16 protein-coding genes are annotated in these 18,597 nt (G+C 70.7%); 11 read left to right on the forward strand and 5 right to left on the reverse strand.

The window, feature by feature from the left end; translation table 11 throughout:
• The first annotated feature begins 62 nt into the window (after window positions 1-62).
• Both JW792_RS10790 and JW792_RS10795 read left to right on the forward strand, forming a co-directional pair.
• The gene (locus JW792_RS10790) at window positions 63-3,038 is read left to right on the forward strand and encodes a M16 family metallopeptidase (RefSeq protein WP_135995837.1); all 2,976 of its coding nucleotides are present in this window, start codon (window positions 63-65) and stop codon (window positions 3,036-3,038) included.
• 76 nt (window positions 3,039-3,114) lie between these two features.
• The gene (locus tag JW792_RS10795) at window positions 3,115-5,052 is read left to right on the forward strand and encodes a S9 family peptidase (protein WP_135995836.1); all 1,938 of its coding nucleotides are present in this window, start codon (window positions 3,115-3,117) and stop codon (window positions 5,050-5,052) included.
• Here the strand turns inward: JW792_RS10795 and JW792_RS10800 are convergent.
• The gene (locus JW792_RS10800; protein WP_135995835.1) at window positions 5,049-5,681 is read right to left on the reverse strand and encodes a TetR/AcrR family transcriptional regulator; all 633 of its coding nucleotides are present in this window, start codon (window positions 5,679-5,681) and stop codon (window positions 5,049-5,051) included. The two genes, JW792_RS10795 and JW792_RS10800, sit on opposite strands and share 4 nt — an antisense overlap.
• A 74-nt stretch (window positions 5,682-5,755) precedes the next feature.
• Between JW792_RS10800 and JW792_RS10805 the strand changes: the two genes are divergently transcribed.
• The 3 genes from JW792_RS10805 (at window position 5,756) to argE (ending at window position 7,984) form a co-directional block, all read left to right on the forward strand.
• A complete protein-coding gene (locus JW792_RS10805) occupies window positions 5,756-6,154 on the forward strand; it encodes a hypothetical protein (RefSeq protein ID WP_135995834.1) in 399 nt (132 codons plus the stop codon).
• 70 nt (window positions 6,155-6,224) lie between these two features.
• Entirely contained in the window at window positions 6,225-6,839 is a 615-nt protein-coding gene (locus JW792_RS17080; RefSeq protein ID WP_192900971.1) for an FKBP-type peptidyl-prolyl cis-trans isomerase, read from the forward strand.
• On the forward strand, window positions 6,836-7,984 hold the full coding sequence (argE, locus tag JW792_RS10815) for an acetylornithine deacetylase (protein WP_135995833.1): 1,149 nt from the start codon (window positions 6,836-6,838) through the stop codon (window positions 7,982-7,984). Before JW792_RS17080 ends, argE begins: the two co-directional genes overlap by 4 nt.
• Here the strand turns inward: argE and JW792_RS10820 are convergent.
• Window positions 7,981-9,147, reverse strand: coding sequence for a DUF1501 domain-containing protein (locus JW792_RS10820; protein ID WP_135995832.1), 1,167 nt, complete (start codon window positions 9,145-9,147; stop codon window positions 7,981-7,983). The genes argE and JW792_RS10820 overlap by 4 nt on opposite strands.
• A 10-nt stretch (window positions 9,148-9,157) precedes the next feature.
• Window positions 9,158-10,528 carry a DUF1800 domain-containing protein gene (locus JW792_RS10825; protein ID WP_135995831.1) on the reverse strand — a complete coding sequence of 457 codons (1,371 nt, stop codon included), beginning with the start codon at window positions 10,526-10,528 and terminating at the stop codon, window positions 9,158-9,160.
• Between the two features lie 183 nt (window positions 10,529-10,711).
• Between JW792_RS10825 and gap the strand changes: the two genes are divergently transcribed.
• The 3 genes from gap to JW792_RS10840 all read left to right on the forward strand — a co-directional run bounded on the left by gap (window position 10,712) and on the right by JW792_RS10840 (window position 14,053).
• Window positions 10,712-11,722, forward strand: coding sequence for a type I glyceraldehyde-3-phosphate dehydrogenase (gap, locus tag JW792_RS10830; protein ID WP_135995830.1), 1,011 nt, complete (start codon window positions 10,712-10,714; stop codon window positions 11,720-11,722).
• Window positions 11,723-11,747: 25 nt separating this feature from the next.
• Complete coding sequence (locus JW792_RS10835; protein ID WP_135995829.1) at window positions 11,748-12,944, forward strand: phosphoglycerate kinase; 1,197 nt, start codon at window positions 11,748-11,750, stop codon at window positions 12,942-12,944.
• Window positions 12,945-13,027: 83 nt separating this feature from the next.
• Complete coding sequence (locus JW792_RS10840; RefSeq protein ID WP_135995828.1) at window positions 13,028-14,053, forward strand: class I fructose-bisphosphate aldolase; 1,026 nt, start codon at window positions 13,028-13,030, stop codon at window positions 14,051-14,053.
• A gap of 200 nt (window positions 14,054-14,253) precedes the next feature.
• Here JW792_RS10840 and JW792_RS10845 read toward each other — a convergent pair whose 3' ends face one another.
• Window positions 14,254-14,691, reverse strand: coding sequence for a peptidase S1 (locus tag JW792_RS10845; protein ID WP_135995827.1), 438 nt, complete (start codon window positions 14,689-14,691; stop codon window positions 14,254-14,256).
• A 251-nt stretch (window positions 14,692-14,942) separates the two neighbouring features.
• On the opposite strand from JW792_RS10845, the gene JW792_RS10850 reads away from it, so the two are divergent.
• The 3 genes from JW792_RS10850 (at window position 14,943) to JW792_RS10860 (ending at window position 17,395) form a co-directional block, all read left to right on the forward strand.
• A complete protein-coding gene (locus tag JW792_RS10850) occupies window positions 14,943-15,656 on the forward strand; it encodes a C40 family peptidase (RefSeq protein ID WP_135995826.1) in 714 nt (237 codons plus the stop codon).
• Window positions 15,657-15,698: 42 nt separating this feature from the next.
• Entirely contained in the window at window positions 15,699-16,325 is a 627-nt protein-coding gene (gene thiE, locus JW792_RS10855) for a thiamine phosphate synthase (RefSeq protein ID WP_135995825.1), read from the forward strand.
• Between the two features lie 116 nt (window positions 16,326-16,441).
• A complete protein-coding gene (locus JW792_RS10860) occupies window positions 16,442-17,395 on the forward strand; it encodes a tetratricopeptide repeat protein (RefSeq protein ID WP_135995824.1) in 954 nt (317 codons plus the stop codon).
• Here JW792_RS10860 and JW792_RS10865 read toward each other — a convergent pair.
• Window positions 17,389-18,519, reverse strand: a complete 1,131-nt coding sequence (locus tag JW792_RS10865; RefSeq protein ID WP_135995823.1) for an MBL fold metallo-hydrolase — start codon at window positions 18,517-18,519, stop codon at window positions 17,389-17,391. The two genes, JW792_RS10860 and JW792_RS10865, sit on opposite strands and share 7 nt — an antisense overlap.
• Window positions 18,520-18,597 lie beyond the last annotated feature (78 nt).

Genomic DNA, 18,597 nt, shown 5'->3' on the forward strand with positions numbered 1-18,597 from the left:
GCCTTAGTTTTGCCACGATGCCCGCTGGGCAAAATGGGAAACGGGAAGGACCGACGATGGAAATGGCTCGCAAGCTTCTGATTCTGCTCGGCTCCGGCGCGGCGGTCCTGACGCTCGCCGCCTGTGGCGAGCCGGACGGTCAGGGGCCCGCCGAACCGGCCGCACCGCCGGCCGAGAGCGCCGAGCAGGCCGCCCTGCGCGCCGCGTTCGAGGCCGCCGACTGGCCCCACGAGGCCAGCGACCTGCCCGCCGACGCCGAGGTCCGCTACGGCGTGCTCGAGAACGGCATGCGCTACGCGATCCTGGAAAACGAGACGCCGAGCAATTCGGCGGCGATCCGGCTCGTCTTCAATGTCGGCTCGCTGGCCGAGACCGAGGCCCAGCGCGGGCTCGCCCACTTCATCGAGCACATGGCGTTCAACGGCACCACCAACGTGCCCGAGGGCGAGATGGTCCCGCTGCTGGAGCGCTATGGCCTCGCCTTCGGCCCCGACACCAACGCCTTCACCAGCCGCGAGGTCGTCGGCTACCAGCTCTCCCTGCCCACCACCGAGGAGCAGGTCGTCGACACCGGACTGTTCCTGATGCGCGAGACGGCCGCGGAGATGGTCTTCGACCCCGAGGCCATCGAGCGCGAGCGCGGCATCATCCTGGGCGAGGAGCGCTACCGCAACACGCCGATCCGGCGCTTCTTCAACGCCTATTACGATTTCCTCTATCCCGACACGATCATCGCCGCGCGCGACGCCATCGGCACGACCGAGGTGATCGAGAACGCCGGGCGCGAGCTGTTCGTCGACTATTACGAGAACTTCTATACGCCCGAGCGCGCCCTGCTCGTCGTCGTGGGAGAGATCGACGCCGATGCGATCGAGGCCAAGATCCGCGAGGGCTTCGACTATTCCGCCCCCGGCCTCGAGATCGACCATGTCGAGAGCTTCGCCAGCTGGCAGCAGCCCGAGAATGCCCCCGGCGACCCCGATATCGGCATGGTTCCCGCCTTCACCGAGCCGGGCTACGGCTATTTCTACGACCCGGAAGTCTTCACCCTGATCAATGTCGACGTGATCACGCCGGGCATGGAGGATCCCGACACCGCGGAGAGCCGGCGCACGGCGCTGCTGCGCAAGCTCGGCAATGCCATCGTCCAGCGCCGCCTGCAGAGCCTCATCAATTCGGGCACCTCGCCGCTGGTCCAGGCCAACCTGTCCTACACCAACGATTTCGGGCTGGCGAACCGGGCCGGCGCGTTCGCCGTCTCCTCGCCGGAGAACTGGCGCGACGGGCTGGCCGTGCTGGAGCAGGAGCTGCGCCGCGCGGTCGAGCACGGCTTCACCCGCGCCGAGCTCGACGAGCAGCTCGCCAATCTGAGGACCGCGCTGCGCAATGCCGCCGAGCAGGCCGGCACGCGCGAGAGCGGCAGGCTCGCCGACCAGATCTGGCAGTCCTGGCTGGAGACCGCCGTCTTCACCCATCCCCGGTTCGAACTCGAATGGTTCGAGCAGTACGAGCCCGACATCACGGTTGAGGCCGTCGAGCAGGCCTTCGCCGAAGTCTGGAGCGCGGCCCCCCCGCAGGTCTATGTCGCGGCAAACCAGGAGATCGAGGATCCCGAAGCCGCCGTGCGCGAAGCCTGGGAGGCCTCGCAGGCCGTGCCCGTCGAGGCGCCCGAGGAGGCCGGCACCGCCGAGTGGGCCTATGACAGCTTCGGCGAGCCGGGCAGCGTCGTGTCGGAAGGCTTCGTCGAGGATCTCGGCGTGCACCAGTACGTCTTCGACAACGGCGTGCGGCTGAACGTGAAGCAGACCGAGTACGAGGACAATTCGATCCGCGTGCGCGTCGATTTCGGCTCCGGCGACCTCACCCCGCAGCCGAGCCCCGCCGCCGGCTCCATCCTCGGCGCGGTGTTCGGCGGCGGCGGGCTGGAGGCCCACGACCGCGACGAGCTGCAGCGCATCCTCGCCGGGCGCTCGGTGGGCTACGGCATCGGCGTCGGGGAGGACACGTTCTACTTCTCCAACGAGACCACGCCGACCGATTTCGAGATGCAGATGAAGGTGCTGACCGCCTTCATGACGGCGCCGGGCTGGCGCGAGGACGGGCTGAACCAGTTCCGCGCCATCTCCGAGGAGATCCGGCGCGGCATGAACGCCCAGGCCGTCCAGGTCGCGGTCAACCGCGTCTCGCGCATGCTCAGGAACGGCGATCCGCGCTGGGGCTTCCCGACGGCGCAGGAGGTCGAGGCCTTCACCATGGAGCACGCGCGCGAGCTGCTCGCCGCCGCGCTCGACGACGCCCCGATCGAGATCACCATCGTCGGCGACATCGAGCCGCAGACCGCGGTGGACACCGTCGCGGCGACCTTCGGGGCGCTGCCCGAGCGCGCACAGGACTGGCCGCCCTTCGAGCCGGTGCTGGGCGTCTCCTTCCCCGAGGCGACGGCGGAGCCGGAGATCGTCCGCTTCAACGGCCAGGAATACCAGGGCATGGCCAATGTCTACTGGCCGACCGATGACGGCATGGACACGCGCCGGTCACGCGCGCTGACCCTGATGCGTGCGGTCTACGACCTGAAGGCCACCGACCGCTTCCGCGAGCAGGAGGGCGCGACATATTCGGCCATCGTGTCGAACACCCAGTCCGACGTGTTCGAGGATTACGGCTATCTCTGGGTCGGGCTGGACGTGCAGGTCTCCGACATCGCACGCATGTACGCGATCGCCGACGAACTCGCCGCGGCGATGGCCTCCGGCGAGATCAGCGAGGACGAGCTGCTGCGCGCACGCACCCCGCTGCTCGAGCAGATCGAGACCGCCCAGGAGACCAATCGCTGGTGGCTCGGCGCACTCGCCCGGTCCCAGGAGGACCCCTCGCGCCTGGACGACATCCGCACCATCGAGGCCGACTATCAGGCGGTTACGGCCGGCGAGATCGGCACGCTGGCGGCCGAATACCTGCAGCCGGAGCGGGCCTACCGGGTGACGATCCTGCCCCAGGGAGTCGATCCCGCGGCCGCCTCCGGCGAGGCGCAGCCCTAGTTTCAGACGCATGCGCGGGGCGCCCCGGTCCAGGGGCGCCCTCGTCGCATGCCCCCCATCGAGGAAGGACACAGCGATGATCAGGCTCACCCTCGGCGCAGCCCTGCTGGCTTCGGCCGGGCTTTGCGCGGCATCGGCCCAGGACGGCGCGGACGCCGGCCGCGTGACGCGCGGCAATCTCGTCATGGAGAACATCCCGGACATCCCGGGCGAGGTGCGCGAGCGTCTGCAGCAATACCAGAATGTCCGCTCGGCCGGCTTCTCAGATTTCGCGCCCGATGGCGGCATCTACATCACCACGCGCTTCGGCGAGACGAGCCAGATCCACCACGTCGCCATGCCGATGGGCATGCGCCGCCAGATCACCTTCTACGACGAGCCGGTCGGCGGGGCGAACGTGCGCCCGGACGGCTCGGGACAGTTCGCGTTCTCGCGCGATACCGGCGGGGACGAGTACTACCAGGGCTATCTCTACGACCCCGAGGACGGTTCGGTCACGCGCTTCACCGAAGAGGGCACGCGCAACGGCTCCTTCATCTGGAGCCAGGACGGGGCGCGCATGGCCTGGTACCGATCGACCGAGGGCGAGCCGGACTGGGACATCCTGATCGCCGATCCCTCCGATCCGGACAGCCTCGCGGTCGCCCACGAGGGTACCGGCGCGATCTTCCCCGGCGACTTCTCGCCCTCGGGCGGGCAGATCCTGTTCGGGCGCTACTACTCGATCACGCATTCGGATCTGTTCGTGCTCGACCTCGCCAGCGGGGCGGTCACCGAGATCAACCCGGACGTCGACGTCGCCTACGGGGACGCGGCCTTCTCCGCGGACGGGGACAGCGTCTATGTCGTCACCGACCAGGACAGCGATTTCCGCCGCATCGTGGAGATCGAGCTCGCCACCGGCGAGATGCGCCAGGTGACGCCCGATCACGGCTGGGACGTCGCGGGCATGGCGCTCTCCCCCGACGGGGAGACGATCGCCTACACCACCAACGAGGGCGGGATTTCCGAGCTCTACCTGATCGATGCCGCGACCGGGGAAGCGCTCGGCGCGCCGGACATGGGCACCGGCCTCATCGGCGGGCTCGAATTCGACGCCGAGGGCGAGCGGCTGGGCTTCACCTTCACCTCCGCGCAGTCCTCCGGCGACGCCTGGGTCTACGACCTCTCCAGCGGCGCGCTGACCCAGTGGACGGCCTCCGAGGTCGGCGGGCTGGACACCTCCCGCTTCGTCAGCCCGGAGCTGATCGAGTACGAGAGCTTCGACGGGCTCGACGTGCCCGCCTTCGTCTACCGGCCCCGGGGCGAGGGTCCGCACCCGGTCATCGTCTCCATCCACGGCGGACCGGAGGGCCAGTACCGGCCGGGCTTCTCCTCCACGGTGCAGTACTGGACCAACGAGCTCGGCGCGGCGGTGATCGCCCCGAACGTGCGCGGATCGTCTGGCTACGGCAACGAGTACGTGGCCCTCGACAACGGCTTCAACCGCGAGGATTCGGTGCGCGACATCGGCGCCCTGCTCGACTGGATCGCCACCCAGCCCGATCTCGACGAGAACCGGGTCGTGGTCTATGGCGGCTCCTATGGCGGCTACATGGTGCTGGCCAGCCTCGTTCACTATTCCGACCGGCTCGCGGGCGGGGTGAACATCGTCGGCATCTCCAACTTCGTCACCTTCCTGGAGAACACCTCGGGCTATCGCCGCGACCTGCGCCGGGCCGAGTACGGCGACGAACGCGACCCGGAGATGCGCGCCCATCTCGAAGCGATCTCGCCGGCCAACATGGCCGACCGGATCACCGCTCCGCTCTTCATCATCCAGGGCGCCAACGATCCGCGCGTACCCGCCAGCGAGGCCGAGCAGATCCTCGAGGCGGTGCGCGAGGCCGGTCACGACGCCTGGTACCTTCTGGCGCTCGACGAGGGCCACGGCTTCGCCAAGAAGTCCAACCGCGACTTCCAGCGCGAGGCCGAGACGCTCTTCCTCAGGGACGTGCTGGAGCTGGAGAACTAGTCCTCCGGCAGCATGAGTTCGGCGAGGCGGTCGATCATCGCCTCGCCGACGCCGGCCTCGCTTGCGCCCGGCAGTTGGGCCCGCAGCCGGCCGGAGGCTTCCAGCGCCGCGAAACCGTGCGCCGCCGACCAGGCCATCGCGGTCAGGGTGCGGCGCGGCTCCGCCCGGTCCTCGCCGGGATGCGCCGAGGCGATCGTGTCCTCGAGAAAGCGCCAGGTCGCCTCGCCAGCGGCCCGCACGCCCGGATCCTTCGGATCGTAGAGATCCCGGCGGAACATGGCCTGGAAGCGCGCGGGATCGGTCCGGGCGAAGACGAGATAGGCACGCCCGACAGCCGACAGGGTCTCGCGCGGCCCGCGCGGCGCCTCGCGCGCGAGCGAGTCCAGGATCACCGCCCCCATCCGGTCCCAGCCCTGTGCGGCATAGGCCGCGAACAGGGCGCGCTTGTCCCTGAAATGATGCGCCGGCGCGGCATGGCTCACGCCCGCCTCGCGCGCCACCGCGCGCAGGGTCACCGTCTCCAGCCCGGCCGCGCGCGCCAGCCGGTCGGTCGCGTCCAGCAGCGCCGCCCGGAGATCTCCGTGATGATAGGGCGAATTGGCGTGCTTCGCCGATGACTCCCGCCGCATGGCCTTCCTCTCGTTGACGTCCAATCTTTACAGTGTCAAGATAAGTGCCTCAACACTTCACGGGAGAGGGTAGCATGACGTTTTTCCTGTCCGCCGCGGCACTGTTCCTCATCAGTTTCATCCTGTCCGGAGCCCTCGCGGCCGGTGTGTTCACACCGGTCCTGGGCGGCATGTTCGGCGAAGGATTGAGGACCGCGCCGGGCGCCGCCTCCTTTGCCTCGATGATCGCCGGATTTCTCGTGCTCGCCATCGCGGCGGCCTGGGCCTTTCCGCACTTCATGACCGGGCAGGCCTGGCTCACGCGCGGGGTCGCCTTTGGCGCGCTGCTCTGGGCGATCGTGCTTTCCCAGTATGCGATCACGGCCGGCTGGGCGAACCTGCACGTCGCCGCCACCCTGATTTCCGGTGCCCTGAGCGGCCTGCCGGTCTTCATCGGAGCCCTCGCGATGGCCTGGCTCCAGCGGCAGGCCTGACACGCGCCTCTTGCCTTTGTTGCCGCGAGCGGGTGTCCTGTCGCCGAACCGAGCCAGAGGACACCCGCCCATGAGCTTCACCCGCACCGCGTTCGCCCTGCCTGCCGCCCTGCTGATCACCGCCTGCGGCGGCGGGGACGGCGACGGCCGCGAAGCCGGCACCGACGAGATCGACACCGCCGCCGTGATCGCGGACGCGCGCGCCTGTACCGGCGGCGAAGCCGGGCCGTTCGCCTTCGAGGCGGGGCAGCTGACCGCGCTCGGCGAGCCCGCCGCCTTCAACGCGGCCCTGTCGGCGGCGTTCATCGATGCGGCCCGCCAGCGTGCATGCGTCTTCACCCTGGCCTCCGGCCTGTCCCTGCGGATCGACCGGGCCGTGACCGACGATACCGCGGCGTCCCCGGACAGCGGCGACCTCGTCACCGTCCATTACGAGGGCAAGCTGATCAGCGGCGAGGTGTTCGACAGCTCCTACGCGCGCGACGAGCCGGCGACCTTCCCCTCCGACCGCCTGATCGCGGGCTGGGTCGAGGCGCTCCCGCTGATGCGCGTCGGCGAGGCCTGGACGCTCTACATCCCGTCCGATCTCGCCTATGGCGAGCGCGGAACGCCCGGCGGGCCGATCGGCCCGAACCAGGCGCTCACCTTCCGCCTCGAGCTCCTTGCGCTGCCGGACGCGGAATGAACGATCCGAGGGACATACTCAAGACGCTCGTCGGCTTCGACACGACCTCGCGCAATTCCAACCTGGACCTGATCGACTGGGTGGAGGCCTATCTCGCCGATCTCGGCGCGCGCACCGAGCGCATCGCGAGCGGGGACGGCAGGAAGGCGAACCTGCACGCGGTTCTGGGTCCCGAGGAGGACGGGGGCATCGTGCTCTCCGGCCATACCGACGTGGTGCCGGTCGACGGCCAGGACTGGTCCTGCGACCCGTTCGAGCTGACGGCGCGCGAGGGCCGGCTCTACGGACGCGGCACGTGCGACATGAAGGGCTTCATCGCCTGCGCGCTCGCCGCGGCGCCCGGTTTCGCGAAGGCGAAGCTGAAGAAGCCGGTCCATTTCGCCTTCTCCTACGACGAGGAGGTCGGCTGTCTCGGCGCGCCGGCCATGATCCGCGCCATGATGGCCGGCAGCCCGAGGCCGAGGCTGGCGATCGTCGGCGAGCCGACGAACATGCAGGTGGTCACCGGCCACAAGGGCCTGTTCTCCATGCATGTCGAGCTCCACGGCAAGGAAGCCCATTCCAGCCGCGTCAATGACGGGGCCTGCGCGGTCACGCACGCGGTGCCGCTGATGAACTTCCTCTACGAGGAAGCGCAGAAGCTGAAGGACGCCGCACCCGCCGACAGCCCGTTCGATCCGCCCTACGGGACGCTGACCATCGGCCAGATGGGCGGGGGGACCGCGGTCAACATCCTCGCCAAGCAAGCCTGGTTCTTCTGGCTCATGCGCCCGGCCCCGTGGGACGATGCGCCCGATATCGCGCGCCGGCTGCGCGAGAAGGCGGTCGAGATCGAGGCGAGGATGCGCGAGAGCGCGCCCGAGGCCCGCGTGAGCGTCACCCAGCGCTCCGACGTCCCGCCGCTGAAGCCGGAGGCCGACGGCGAGGCCGAGCATCTCGCCCGCCAGCTCACCGGCGACAACGCGACGCGCACCGTGAGCTACGGCACCGAGGCGGGCCAGTTCCAGGAGGCGGGCCTGTCGGTCGTGGTCTGCGGCCCGGGCTCGATCGAGCAGGCCCACCAGGGCGACGAGTTCATCGAGGAAAGCCAGATCGAGGCCTGCATGAGCTTCCTCGGCAAGCTCGAGAAGCGGCTGGCCGGCTAGGCGATCAGCCCCTCGAAACCGCGCCCCGCCGGCAGATCGGGGAAGATGGCGGACAGCTCGCGCGCGTCGAGGCCCCAATGGCCGGCGAGCACGCCCCTGAACAGGTCCTCGAGCCGGTTCGCCGGGACGAGATCGCGGTCCTCGTACAGCGTGTCGAGCCCCGGCCAGTCCCCGATCAGGCGTCCGCCGCGCACCGCCCCGCCGAGGAGGAAGGCCGTGCCGGCCGTGCCGTGATCGGTTCCCCCCGCCCCGTTGGCGCGCACCGTGCGCCCGAACTCGGTCGCGACGAGGACGGCGGTCCGGTCCCAGTGCGCGCCGAGACCGGCTTGCAGGGCGAGCAGCGCCTCGTCGAGCGCAGCGAACCGGGCGGCGAGCCCGCCCTCCTGCGCACCCTGGCGCACATGGGTGTCCCAGCCGTCCGAACTCAGCACGGCGAGATCGGCCCCGTCCGGGGCGGCGAGCAGGGCCGCGGCCGCACTCGCGGCCGAGGCGAAGGCGCCGGGTCCGCGGCGCGCGCCGCCGGCCGCGTCCGCCGCCGCGCCCGCGATCGCGCCGATCTCGACCGCGCGCGCGAACGCCTCGGAAAGGGCCGGATCGCCGGCATAGAGATCCATCAGGCGATAGATCGTGCCCTCGTCGGCTTCCGGCAGGACCGGCGGCGCCCAGCTCGAGGCCGGCGCCGGGCCGCGCAGGATGAGCGGCACGCCCTGTCCGATCGCCACCGCCTGCGGCGCGGCGCTCCCCATCAGGGCGAGCGTGCGGTTGAGCCAGCCCTCGCGCGCCGGCGTGGCGGCCGCCTCCAGTAGGTCCTGGCCGTCGAAATGGGAGCGCTCGCGATAGGCGGTCGCGCAGGCCGGAAGGGCGAGCGCGCTGCCCTCGCGGTAGAAGCGGGCGAGCGTCTCCAGCCGGGGATGCAGCACGAAGCCGGCCTCGGTGCGATGGCCGCCGGACAGGGCGAGATCGCCGCGCAGCGCGCGGTAGCGCCGCTCGCCGAGCGGCGCCAGGGCGGCGAGCCCGTCCATCGCGCCGCGCAGGATGATCACGACGAGCTTGCGCCCGCCGGCGCGGGGCACGCGCGCGGTCGCGGCGCCCGACACGGCAAGGGCGGACAGGGCCGCTCCCGCGGCGAGCAGGTGTCTGCGGTGAAGGACGGGACCTCGCATCACGGCTCTCCTATCGGCGCAGGAAGTCGGGGGACATGAAGAGCAGGGTGAGGCCCTGCCCGGCGCTTTCCGCGCGCGCGACCGCCTCCCGGGTCCGGCCGGTCAGCCGCGCGCCGAGCACGGCCTCGGCGCGCGCCACGGGATGGACCGCGTCCGCGGCGCGGCGCGCGAGCGCGTTGGCGAATTCGAGCCGCTTCATCAGCGCGTCCGGGCTCGCCCAGTCGGCCTCGCCGTCCGGCCAGCCGGCGGGCGAGGGCGCGGTGAAGGGCATCTGGCCGAGCGCGCGCAGCGATCCGGCGAGCCGCTCGCGGCCGAGATCGCCGATGTCGAGCGCGCGCATGACCGAGATCAGGTATTCCTCCGGCGCCTTGAACTTGCCCGCCTCGGGCTCGAAGGCGCCCGGCGCGGCGATGACGGCCCCGGCCACGGCGGAGAGATCCCCGCCCGAGGCGAGCCAGGCCCGCTCGATATGGTCGACGGCCGCGGCAGGCGGGTCGTCGGCGAGGAAATGCCGGGCGAGCTTGCCGGCGAGATGGCGCGCGGTCTGGGGGCGCTCTGCCAGCCAGAGCAGCGCGGCACGCGCCTGGCCGGCGCCGTCGTCGCGGAAGCGCCGGCCCATCAGGGTCTGCGCGCCCGGCTCGTGCAGGCGCGGCTCGAACAGCGTCTCGCCGCGTCGTGCCTCGGGATGGCCGAGTTCGGGCCGCGCGATGGTCCAGCCGGTCAGCATGCGCGCGAGCGCCTCGACATCGCCCTGGCCGTAGCCGCCATCGGCGCCCAGCGTGTGCAGCTCGAGAATCTCCCGGGCGAGGTTCTCGTTGAGGCCGCGCCCGCGCCGGCGGCCGGCCGGAGAGTTCGGCCCGACCGAGACGGCCTGGTCGAGATAGACCAGCATGGCCGGATGCAGCTCGGCGGCGACGAGGAGATCGGAAAAGCGGGAGAAGGCGTGGCTGCGGACCGCCTCGGCCTCCAGCGTCGGGGCGAGCATCGCCATGGCCGGATTGACCGCCGCCACGGTGAAATGGTTCGACCAGAAGCGCACCCAGCGCTCGGCGAAGCCCTGCCCGGTCGTTGCGGCCAGCGCGGTGCGCGCCTCGATGTGGCGGGCCATGATCTCGCGCAGGCCGCGCTGCAGGCGACCCTGTTCGCGCTCGGCCTCCTCGCCGGTGCCGCCCGCGTCCTGGAGTGTCCGCACCCGGGGCAGGTAGTCGGTCTGGAAGAGGGTCAGCGCCTCCTTCGAACCGGGAAGGCCGGACAGGCGCTCGCCAGCGCCGATCTGGCCGGAGAGCCAGCGGCGCGGCGCGCGCGCCACCGCCTCGATCTCGCCCGGGCGGGCGCCGAGGCCGAAGCGGGTCAGTGCGATCGCGGCGTCGGTCGAGCTCATCGGCGGCCTCCTTCCCGCCTTCTACGCACGCGCCGGGGGCATTCCGTCGCAGACCCCGGGAGGGGCTGCCGCCGGCCTATGGACCTCGACGCACGCAGAAGCTAAACCCGCGCGCGACTGGAAACCCTTCGCGGCGGCGGCGGTCCGGCGCACATCAAGCGAGATCTCAGAGGGAGCGGGTACATGGCCCTTCGTGTTGCCATCAACGGATTCGGCCGTATCGGGCGTCTGGCGCTGCGCGCCGTGCTGGAGCACGAGCGCTGGGACGAGGTGGAGGTCGTGGCGGTCAACGACTCCGCCCCCGCGGCCACGAATGCGCACCTGCTGAAATACGACAGCGTGCACGGGCGCTATCCGCGCGACATCGAGGTCGGTCCCGACTGGTTCGACGCCGGCTTCGGCAAGATCGCCAAGGTCTCCAACCGCGATCCCTCCCAGCTGCCCTGGACCGATCTCGGCGTCGATCTCGTGCTGGAATGCACCGGCGCGTTCAACGACAAGAAGGCGGCCTCGGCCCACCTGGCCTCCGGCGCGAAGCGCGTGCTGTGCTCGGCCCCGGCGAAGAACGCCGACAAGACCATCGTGTACGGCGTCAATCACGACTCCCTGACCGCCGAGGACGTCATCGTCTCCAATGCCTCGTGCACCACGAACGGGCTCGCCCCGGTCGCCAAGGTGCTGCACGACGCGATCGGCATCGAGCGCGGCCACGTCACCACGATCCACGCCTATACCGGCGACCAGCCCACGCTCGACCGCAACCACAAGGACCTGCACCGGGCCCGCGGCGCGGCCCTGTCCATGATCCCGACGACGACCGGCGCGGCCAAGGCCGTCGGCGAGGTGCTGCCCGCGCTGAAAGGCAAGCTCGACGGCGCGGCGGTGCGCGTGCCGACGCCGAACGTCTCGCTCATCGACATGGTGTTCGTGCCCTCGCGCGAGACCACCGTCGAGGAGATCAATGCCGCGGTGAAGGCCGCGGCCGAGGGCCAGATGAAGGGCGTGCTCGGCTATGACGAGATCCCGCTCGTCTCCATCGACTACAATCACGACCCGCGCTCCTCGATCGTCGCGATCGACAAGACCAACGTGATCGACGCCCGCCTGGCGCGCGTCATGACCTGGTACGACAACGAATGGGGCTTCGCCTGCCGCATGATCGACACTGCCGTCGCCATGGGCCGGTTCATCTGATCGACGCCGAACGAGGGACGAGGCCATGATCCGCCGCATCGAAGACGCCGAGGTCGCGAACAGGCGCGTCCTGGTTCGCGTCGATTTCAACGTGCCCATGCGCGAGGGCCAGGTCGCAGACGACACGCGCCTGAAGGCCGCCCTGCCGACCATCGCCTTCCTGCGCTCGAAGGGCGCGAAGGTGATCCTGGCCGCCCACTTCGACCGGCCCAAGGGCAAGCGCGTGCCGGAGATGAGCCTGCGGCCCGTCGTGGCCCCGCTGTCGGAACTCCTCTCCGCCGAGGTCGGCTTCGCCGGGGACTGCGTCGGCGAGACCGCCGAGCGCGCGGCCGCCGCGCTGAAGACCGGCGAGGTCCTCCTGCTGGAGAACACCCGCTTCCACGCCGGCGAGGAGGAGAACGATCCCGAGTTCGCCCGGCAGCTCGCCGCGCTCGCCGATGTCTACGTCAACGACGCCTTCTCCGCCGCCCACCGCGCCCATGCCTCCACCGAGGGCGTCGCGCGTCACCTGCCCGCCTATGCCGGCAAGGCGATGGAGCGCGAGATCGACCACCTGACCGCGGCGCTGGAGAACCCGAACCGCCCGCTGCTTGCGATCGTGGGCGGGGCGAAGGTGTCCACCAAGATCGATCTCCTGAAGAACCTCGTCTCCAAGGTCGACCGGCTGTTCGTCGGCGGGGCGATGGCCAACACCTTCCTCGCGGCGCGCGGCTTCGATGTCGGCAATTCGCTGCACGAGGCCGACCTGCTGCCGACGGCGCGCGAGATCCTCGACATCGCCGGCCAGTCGCGCTGCGAGATCCTGCTGCCCGTCGATGCGGTGGTGGCCAGCGAGTTCAAGCCCCATGCCGGCCGGCGCGTGGCGCAGGTGGACGATATCGGCGCCGACGAGATGATCCTCGACTGCGGGCCCGACACCGTCGACCGGCTCGCCGACGCGATCTCCGCGGCACGCACGCTCGTGTGGAACGGCCCGCTCGGCGCCTTCGAGACCCCGCCCTTCGACACCGCCACGGTGGAGGCGGCGACCTATGCCGCGGCCCGCGTGCGCGAGCACGGCCTCGTCGCGGTCGCCGGCGGGGGCGACACGGTCGCCGCGCTGAACCATGCCGGCGTCGCGGAGGACTTCACCTTCGTCTCGACCGCGGGCGGGGCGTTCCTGGAATGGCTCGAGGGCAAGACGCTGCCGGGCGTGGCGGTGCTGCGCGAAAGCGCGGCCTGACGCTCTCGCGCCGCTTGACGGATCGCCAAGGCTTGGCGATCAAGACGCACAGCAAATCTGGCGACAAGGACGGGGGGACACCCATGGATATCGACCAGCTTCACGAGATCGCCCTGAAAATGGTCGCGCCGGGCAAGGGCATCCTCGCCGCCGACGAGAGCACCGGCACGATCGCCAAGCGCTTCAAGTCGATCGGGCTCGACAACACCGAGGAACACCGCCGCGACTGGCGCGAGATGCTGTTCCGGACCGAGCCGGCGATGAGCGAGCACATCTCCGGGGTGATCCTGTTCGACGAGACGATCCGCCAGAAGGCCAAGGACGGCACGCCGCTGGTCGAGCTGATCAAGGCCTCCGGCTCGGTGCCGGGCATCAAGGTGGATTCCGGGGCCAAGGACCTCGCCGGCTCGCCGGGCGAGAAGATCACCGAGGGCCTGGACGGGCTGCGCGGCCGGCTGGAGGAGTATTACCGCCTCGGCGCGCGTTTCGCGAAGTGGCGCGCGGTGATCAATATCGGCGGCCAGGGCGACGATCTCGTGCCGAGCCCCTACTGCATCGACACCAATGTCCACGCGCTCGCGCGCTATGCCGCGCTGTGCCAGGAAGCCAATATCGTCCCGATCGTCGAGCCGGAAGTCATCATGGACGGCGATCACGATATCGAGCGCTGCTACGAGGTGACCGAGTTCACCCTGAAGCGTCTCTACCAGGAGCTCTTCGAGCAGGGCATCGTGCTGGAAGGCACGATCCTCAAGCCCAACATGATCGTCTCCGGCACCGATTGCCCGGATCAGGCGAGCCGCGAGGAGGTCGCCGAGCTGACCGTGCAGTGCCTGAAGAACACCGTGCCGGCGGCCGTACCGGGCATCGCCTTCCTGTCGGGCGGCCAGTCCGACGAGGACGCCACGGCCCATCTCAACATCATGAACGCGGCCTACGACCTGCCCTGGCCGCTCACCTTCTCCTATGGCCGCGCCCTGCAGGCCGCGCCGCTCCAGGCCTGGAACGGCAAGGACGTCGAGGCCGGTCAGAAGGCCTTCAACCACCGCGCCCGGATGAACGGCCTCGCCGCGCTGGGCGAGTGGAGCGAGGACATGGAGCGCGGCTAGCCGGCGGCTATCTCCCGCTCGTTCGCCTTTCCCGCACGCTATCCGGCGACGATCCGCGCCGGTAGCGGCACGAATTCGGACCGGAGCGCGACGCCGTCACGTCGCCATGAAAAAACCGGCGGCCCTGCAGTGCGGGGCCGCCGGTTCACATTCTGACACGGGCGAGCGCCCCCGGGGACAAGTCCCGGCGGCGGGCCGGATCAGTACTCGGTCACGGAGACGGTGGCCGGCGCGATGCCGCCGCCGAACGTGCCGACCCAGATGTCGTACTGGCCGGAGCCCGACAGGGTGACGCGCGGATCCAGCCCGTCCCAGTCGTCATTGCAATACCACTGCCCGTCCGCGGCGTTGATCACCAGCGTGGTGTCGGCGTTCGAGGTGACGAAGATCGAGAACTGGCCGCCCGACCAGTTCAGGCGCACGTCCGGCGCATTGGCGATCATGCCCGCGCACTGGGACGATATCGCGCTCGATGCGTCGATCGAGCCGCCGGCATTGACCTGCACCGATTGCGGGTCCGGCATGAAGCCGGATTGCAGCGCATAGGTGCCGAAGGTCGGATTGAGCGAATAATCCTGGGCAGAGGCCATGCCGGCCGAGGCCGCCAGCACCGCTGCGGCGGCGAGAACGCGTTTCATGGGACTCACTCCTGTTCCCTAAAGAAGGAGGCCGTGGCACATGCTCCGGCCCGGGCCCGGCGCCAGCCGGGACGCGGGCGAGAATTGACCAGCCCGACCGTGGCTGCAAGCGGAATGAGCGCGCTCGCCCCCCGGTTGCCGCACGGACCTGTGCCGGGGCGAGAGGGCAGGCGGACCGGTCCCATCGCCGAATCTTGTTCTCCCCCTCCCTGCGGTGCGCTAAGGTTGCGGCTCCGGACAGGGAGGAGATCATGTTCGAGGGCGAAGACATCCTGAAGACCGCGGAAGCCCATATCGGCGAGCGCTACGTGCTCGGCGCGCGCGCCGAACTCGGCAATCCCGACTACAAGGGCCCGTGGGACTGCGCCGAGTTCGCGAGCTGGTGCGCGTGGCAGACCTATCGCGTCCTGTTCGGAACGACCGAGTACGGCGCCGGCCCGGATCCGTTCTCGGGCGCCTGGATCGAGGATGCGCACGCCAGGAACGTGCTCGTCGACGTCGAGGAGGCGGTCCGCACGCCCGGCGCCTTCCTGCTGCGCCGCAAGCGCGAGGGCCTGATCGGCCATGTCGCGATCTCCGACGGGCAGGGCCGCACGATCGAGGCGCGCGGCGCGCGATACGGCGTCATGCGCGGTCCGGTGAGCGGCCGGCTGTGGGATCATGGCTGCCACATCCCCGGGGTGCGCTACCGGCCGAACCCGGCGGTCCAGGCCCCCGAGCGCCCCGCGGTCCTGAAGGTCGAGCATCCCTATCGCCGGGGCACCTATGTCGAGGCGGTGCAGAAGGCGTTGCGCCGGCGCAGCTTCCATCCCGGCGCCGTCGACGGCATCTACGGGCGCCAGACCGCGCGCACCGTGGCGAACTTCCAGGCCTTCAAGGGCCTCGCCCCGGACGGCATGGTCGGACCCGACACCGCCGAGGCGCTCGGCCTCTCCTGGCCGCCGAAGCCGGGCGAGCTGGAGTAGGCCCGGCTTCCCTCGCCGCGCGTCCTGCGCTAAGCGGCAGGGATGGCTTGCGAACTCTACCTCCTCACCCCGCCGCGCATCGATGCGGGCTTCCCGGCGCTTCTGGAAAGGACGCTCGATGCGGGCCGGGTCGCGGCGTTGCAGATCCGGCTCAAGGAGCACAGCGAGGCGGAGGTCCGCAGCCTCCTGCCGCGCCTCATCGCGATCGCGCAGGGCCGCGGCGTGACCGCGATCGTCAACGACAGCCCCGGCCTGGCCCGCGAATTCGGGGCCGACGGGGTGCATGTCGGCCAGGAAGACACGCCCTACGAGGAGGCGCGCGCCACGCTCGGGCGCACTGCGATCGTCGGCGTGACTTGCCATGACAGCCGCGATTTGGCCATGAAGGCGGGCGAGAAGGGCGCTGACTATGTCGCGTTCGGGGCCTTCTACCCGACCGCGACGAAATCGCCCAAGGCCACGGCTCCGATCGAAATACTGGAATGGTGGAGCGAGATATTCGAAATCCCCTGCGTCGCCATCGGCGGCATCACGACCGAGAACGCCGCCCCGCTGATCGCGGCGGGCGCGGACTATATCGCCGTCTCCTCCGGGGTCTGGCAGCATCCGTCCGGGCCGCAGGCGGCGGTCGAGGCGTTCACGCGGCTCTTGTCCTCGCGCTCGGCCTGAGCGCGCCCGCGCTCGCCCAGACGTCCGCTCCGGACCTGCCGCCCGGCCTCGCCGAGGAGATCACGCGCGACCGTTCCGGCGACGCGGTGGAGGGCCGCTCCGCCTCGAACGCCGCGATGGCGCAGGCCTCCGGCGCCTACCTGGTGGGCGATTATGCGAGCGCGCTGATGCATGCCCAGCGCGCCGCCGCGGCCGGGGAGCCGCGGGGCGCGACGCTCGCCGGCCATATCGAGCTGCACGGCCTCGCCGGGGCGCCCGACGAAGAGGCCGCCGTGCGCTGGTTCTCGCGCGCCGCCGAGCGCGGCGAGCCGGACGCGCTGATCATCCTCGCCCGCCTGGCCCAGGCCGAGCGCGGCGGACTGTCGGCCTTCCAGGCGCGCGACTTCCTCTCGCGCGCCGCCGAGACCGGCGATGCGCGCGCCGCCCTGGAATTCGGCCTCTACCTGATGGACACCGGCGATCCGGCGCGCGCGGCGCGCACGCTGGAATGGCTGCGCCTGGCCGCGGAGTCCGGCCATCCCCCCGCCTTCACCGAATACGCCATCGCGCTCGACCAGTGGGTCCACGGACCGAACGATCCGGCCCTGGCCTTGCCCTGGTACGAACGCGGAGCCGAGGCGGGCGACGCCCATGCCGCTCTGCAGGCCGGGCTGATCCATCTCGCGGGCGAGGTCGAGGCCGCCGATCCGGCCACCGGCGCGGACTTCGTGGAGATGGCTGCCGAGCTCGGACTTCCCGCGGCGATGGGCCAGACCGCCCTGCTCTACTTCCAGGGCACCGGCGTTGCCGCAGACCCCGCGCGCGCGGTCAGCTGGGCGCGCCAGGGCGCGCAGGCGGGCGATGCGGACAGCCAGTTCCTGCTCGCCTATGCGCTCGCCACCGGGGAGGGGGCGCCGATCGACCGGCGCGAGGCCTATCTCTGGGTCCTGCGCGCAGGCCAGCCCGGGGCCACCAGCCTTGCCGGCGACCCCGCCCGCGCCCAGCTCGAGGCCGCGCTCGAACGCGCCCTCGACCCGGCCGTCGCCGCCCGGGTGCGCGAAGAGGCGATCCTCACCGCCACGCGCTACTGAAGCGGTCCCGCTTCGGATTCCCGTACCTCGCACGGCGCGCCGGCTTCGATCTCGTTGAAGGCGCTGACGCTGATCGGGCGCTTGAACCAGACCTCGAACAGGCGCGCGAGCACGGGGTCGTCCCCGGTGAAACCGGACTCGACCGCCTCCCAGTCGATCGCGGCCTCGACCGCCGGCCCGTCGGCCGCGCCCGCGGCAATCGCGGCGCACGCCTGCTCGAACACGTGATCCAGGGTCCGCGCCAGCCGATCCGCATAGCTCTCGTCGTACTGGATGTCGCCGTGCCCGGGCACCAGGATCGCGTAGTCGAGCGCGTTGATCTCGCGAAGCACGCCGGCCCAGGACGCCGTGAAGCTTCCGAAGCCGTAGGGCGTCGGGCGCACCACGATGTCGCCGGTGATCACGATCCGCTCCTGCGGCAGCCAGACATAGGCATCGCCCTCGGTATTGGCCGGGCCGGAGAACAGGATCTCGATCCGCCGCTCGCCCCGGTGCAGCACCAGGCGCTCGGCGAAGGTCTCGTCGGCGGGAACGAACTGCCAGCGGGCGTAGTCGGCGCGAACCGCCTCCATCCCGGCCGCCGCGTCGCGGAAATAGGCGATGAGTTCGGGGGCGCCGCCGGAGGCTTCCAGCTCTTCCAGCGTGCGCAGGGCCGGCGCGGCGAGTTCGTCGACCGGGGTGCCCGCGGTCCGCGGCACGTAGTCCATGCGCCCGGAGACCATCTCGTGACGCGTCGCCTCGTGGGCGATGATCTGCGCATCCGGCCAGGCGTCCCTGAAGACGAAATGGCCCATGTTGTGATCGCCGTGCCAGTGCGTGGTGACGATCGCGCTCACCGGCTTGTCGGTGATGCGCCGCACCTCGGCGACGATGTTCTCGGCATGGCTGGGGAAGCCCCCGTCGATCAGCACCGCATCGTGTTCGTTGACGATTAGCGTGGTGTTGGCGAGCACCGGAAGGCGCCAGCTGGGATCGCGGCGCATCACGTGGATGCCGGGCGCGATCTCCTCCACGCTGGTGAGCGCGAAGCGGTCGCCGGCATAGAGGGCCGCAGCGTCGGGCGCGGTCCCGGGTCCGGCCTGGGCGAGCGCGGCGCCCCACACGGCGAGGACGAGTGTCATCATGGCGTATCTCCATAGCGGGTTTGAACGTGGAGAAACGCTAGTCGCGCCAAGGCCCGGAGCGGACTAAAGTTATTCTAA

Source organism: Marinicauda algicola, assembly GCF_017161425.1.
In the GTDB taxonomy this organism is placed as follows: domain Bacteria; phylum Pseudomonadota; class Alphaproteobacteria; order Caulobacterales; family Maricaulaceae; genus Marinicauda; species Marinicauda algicola.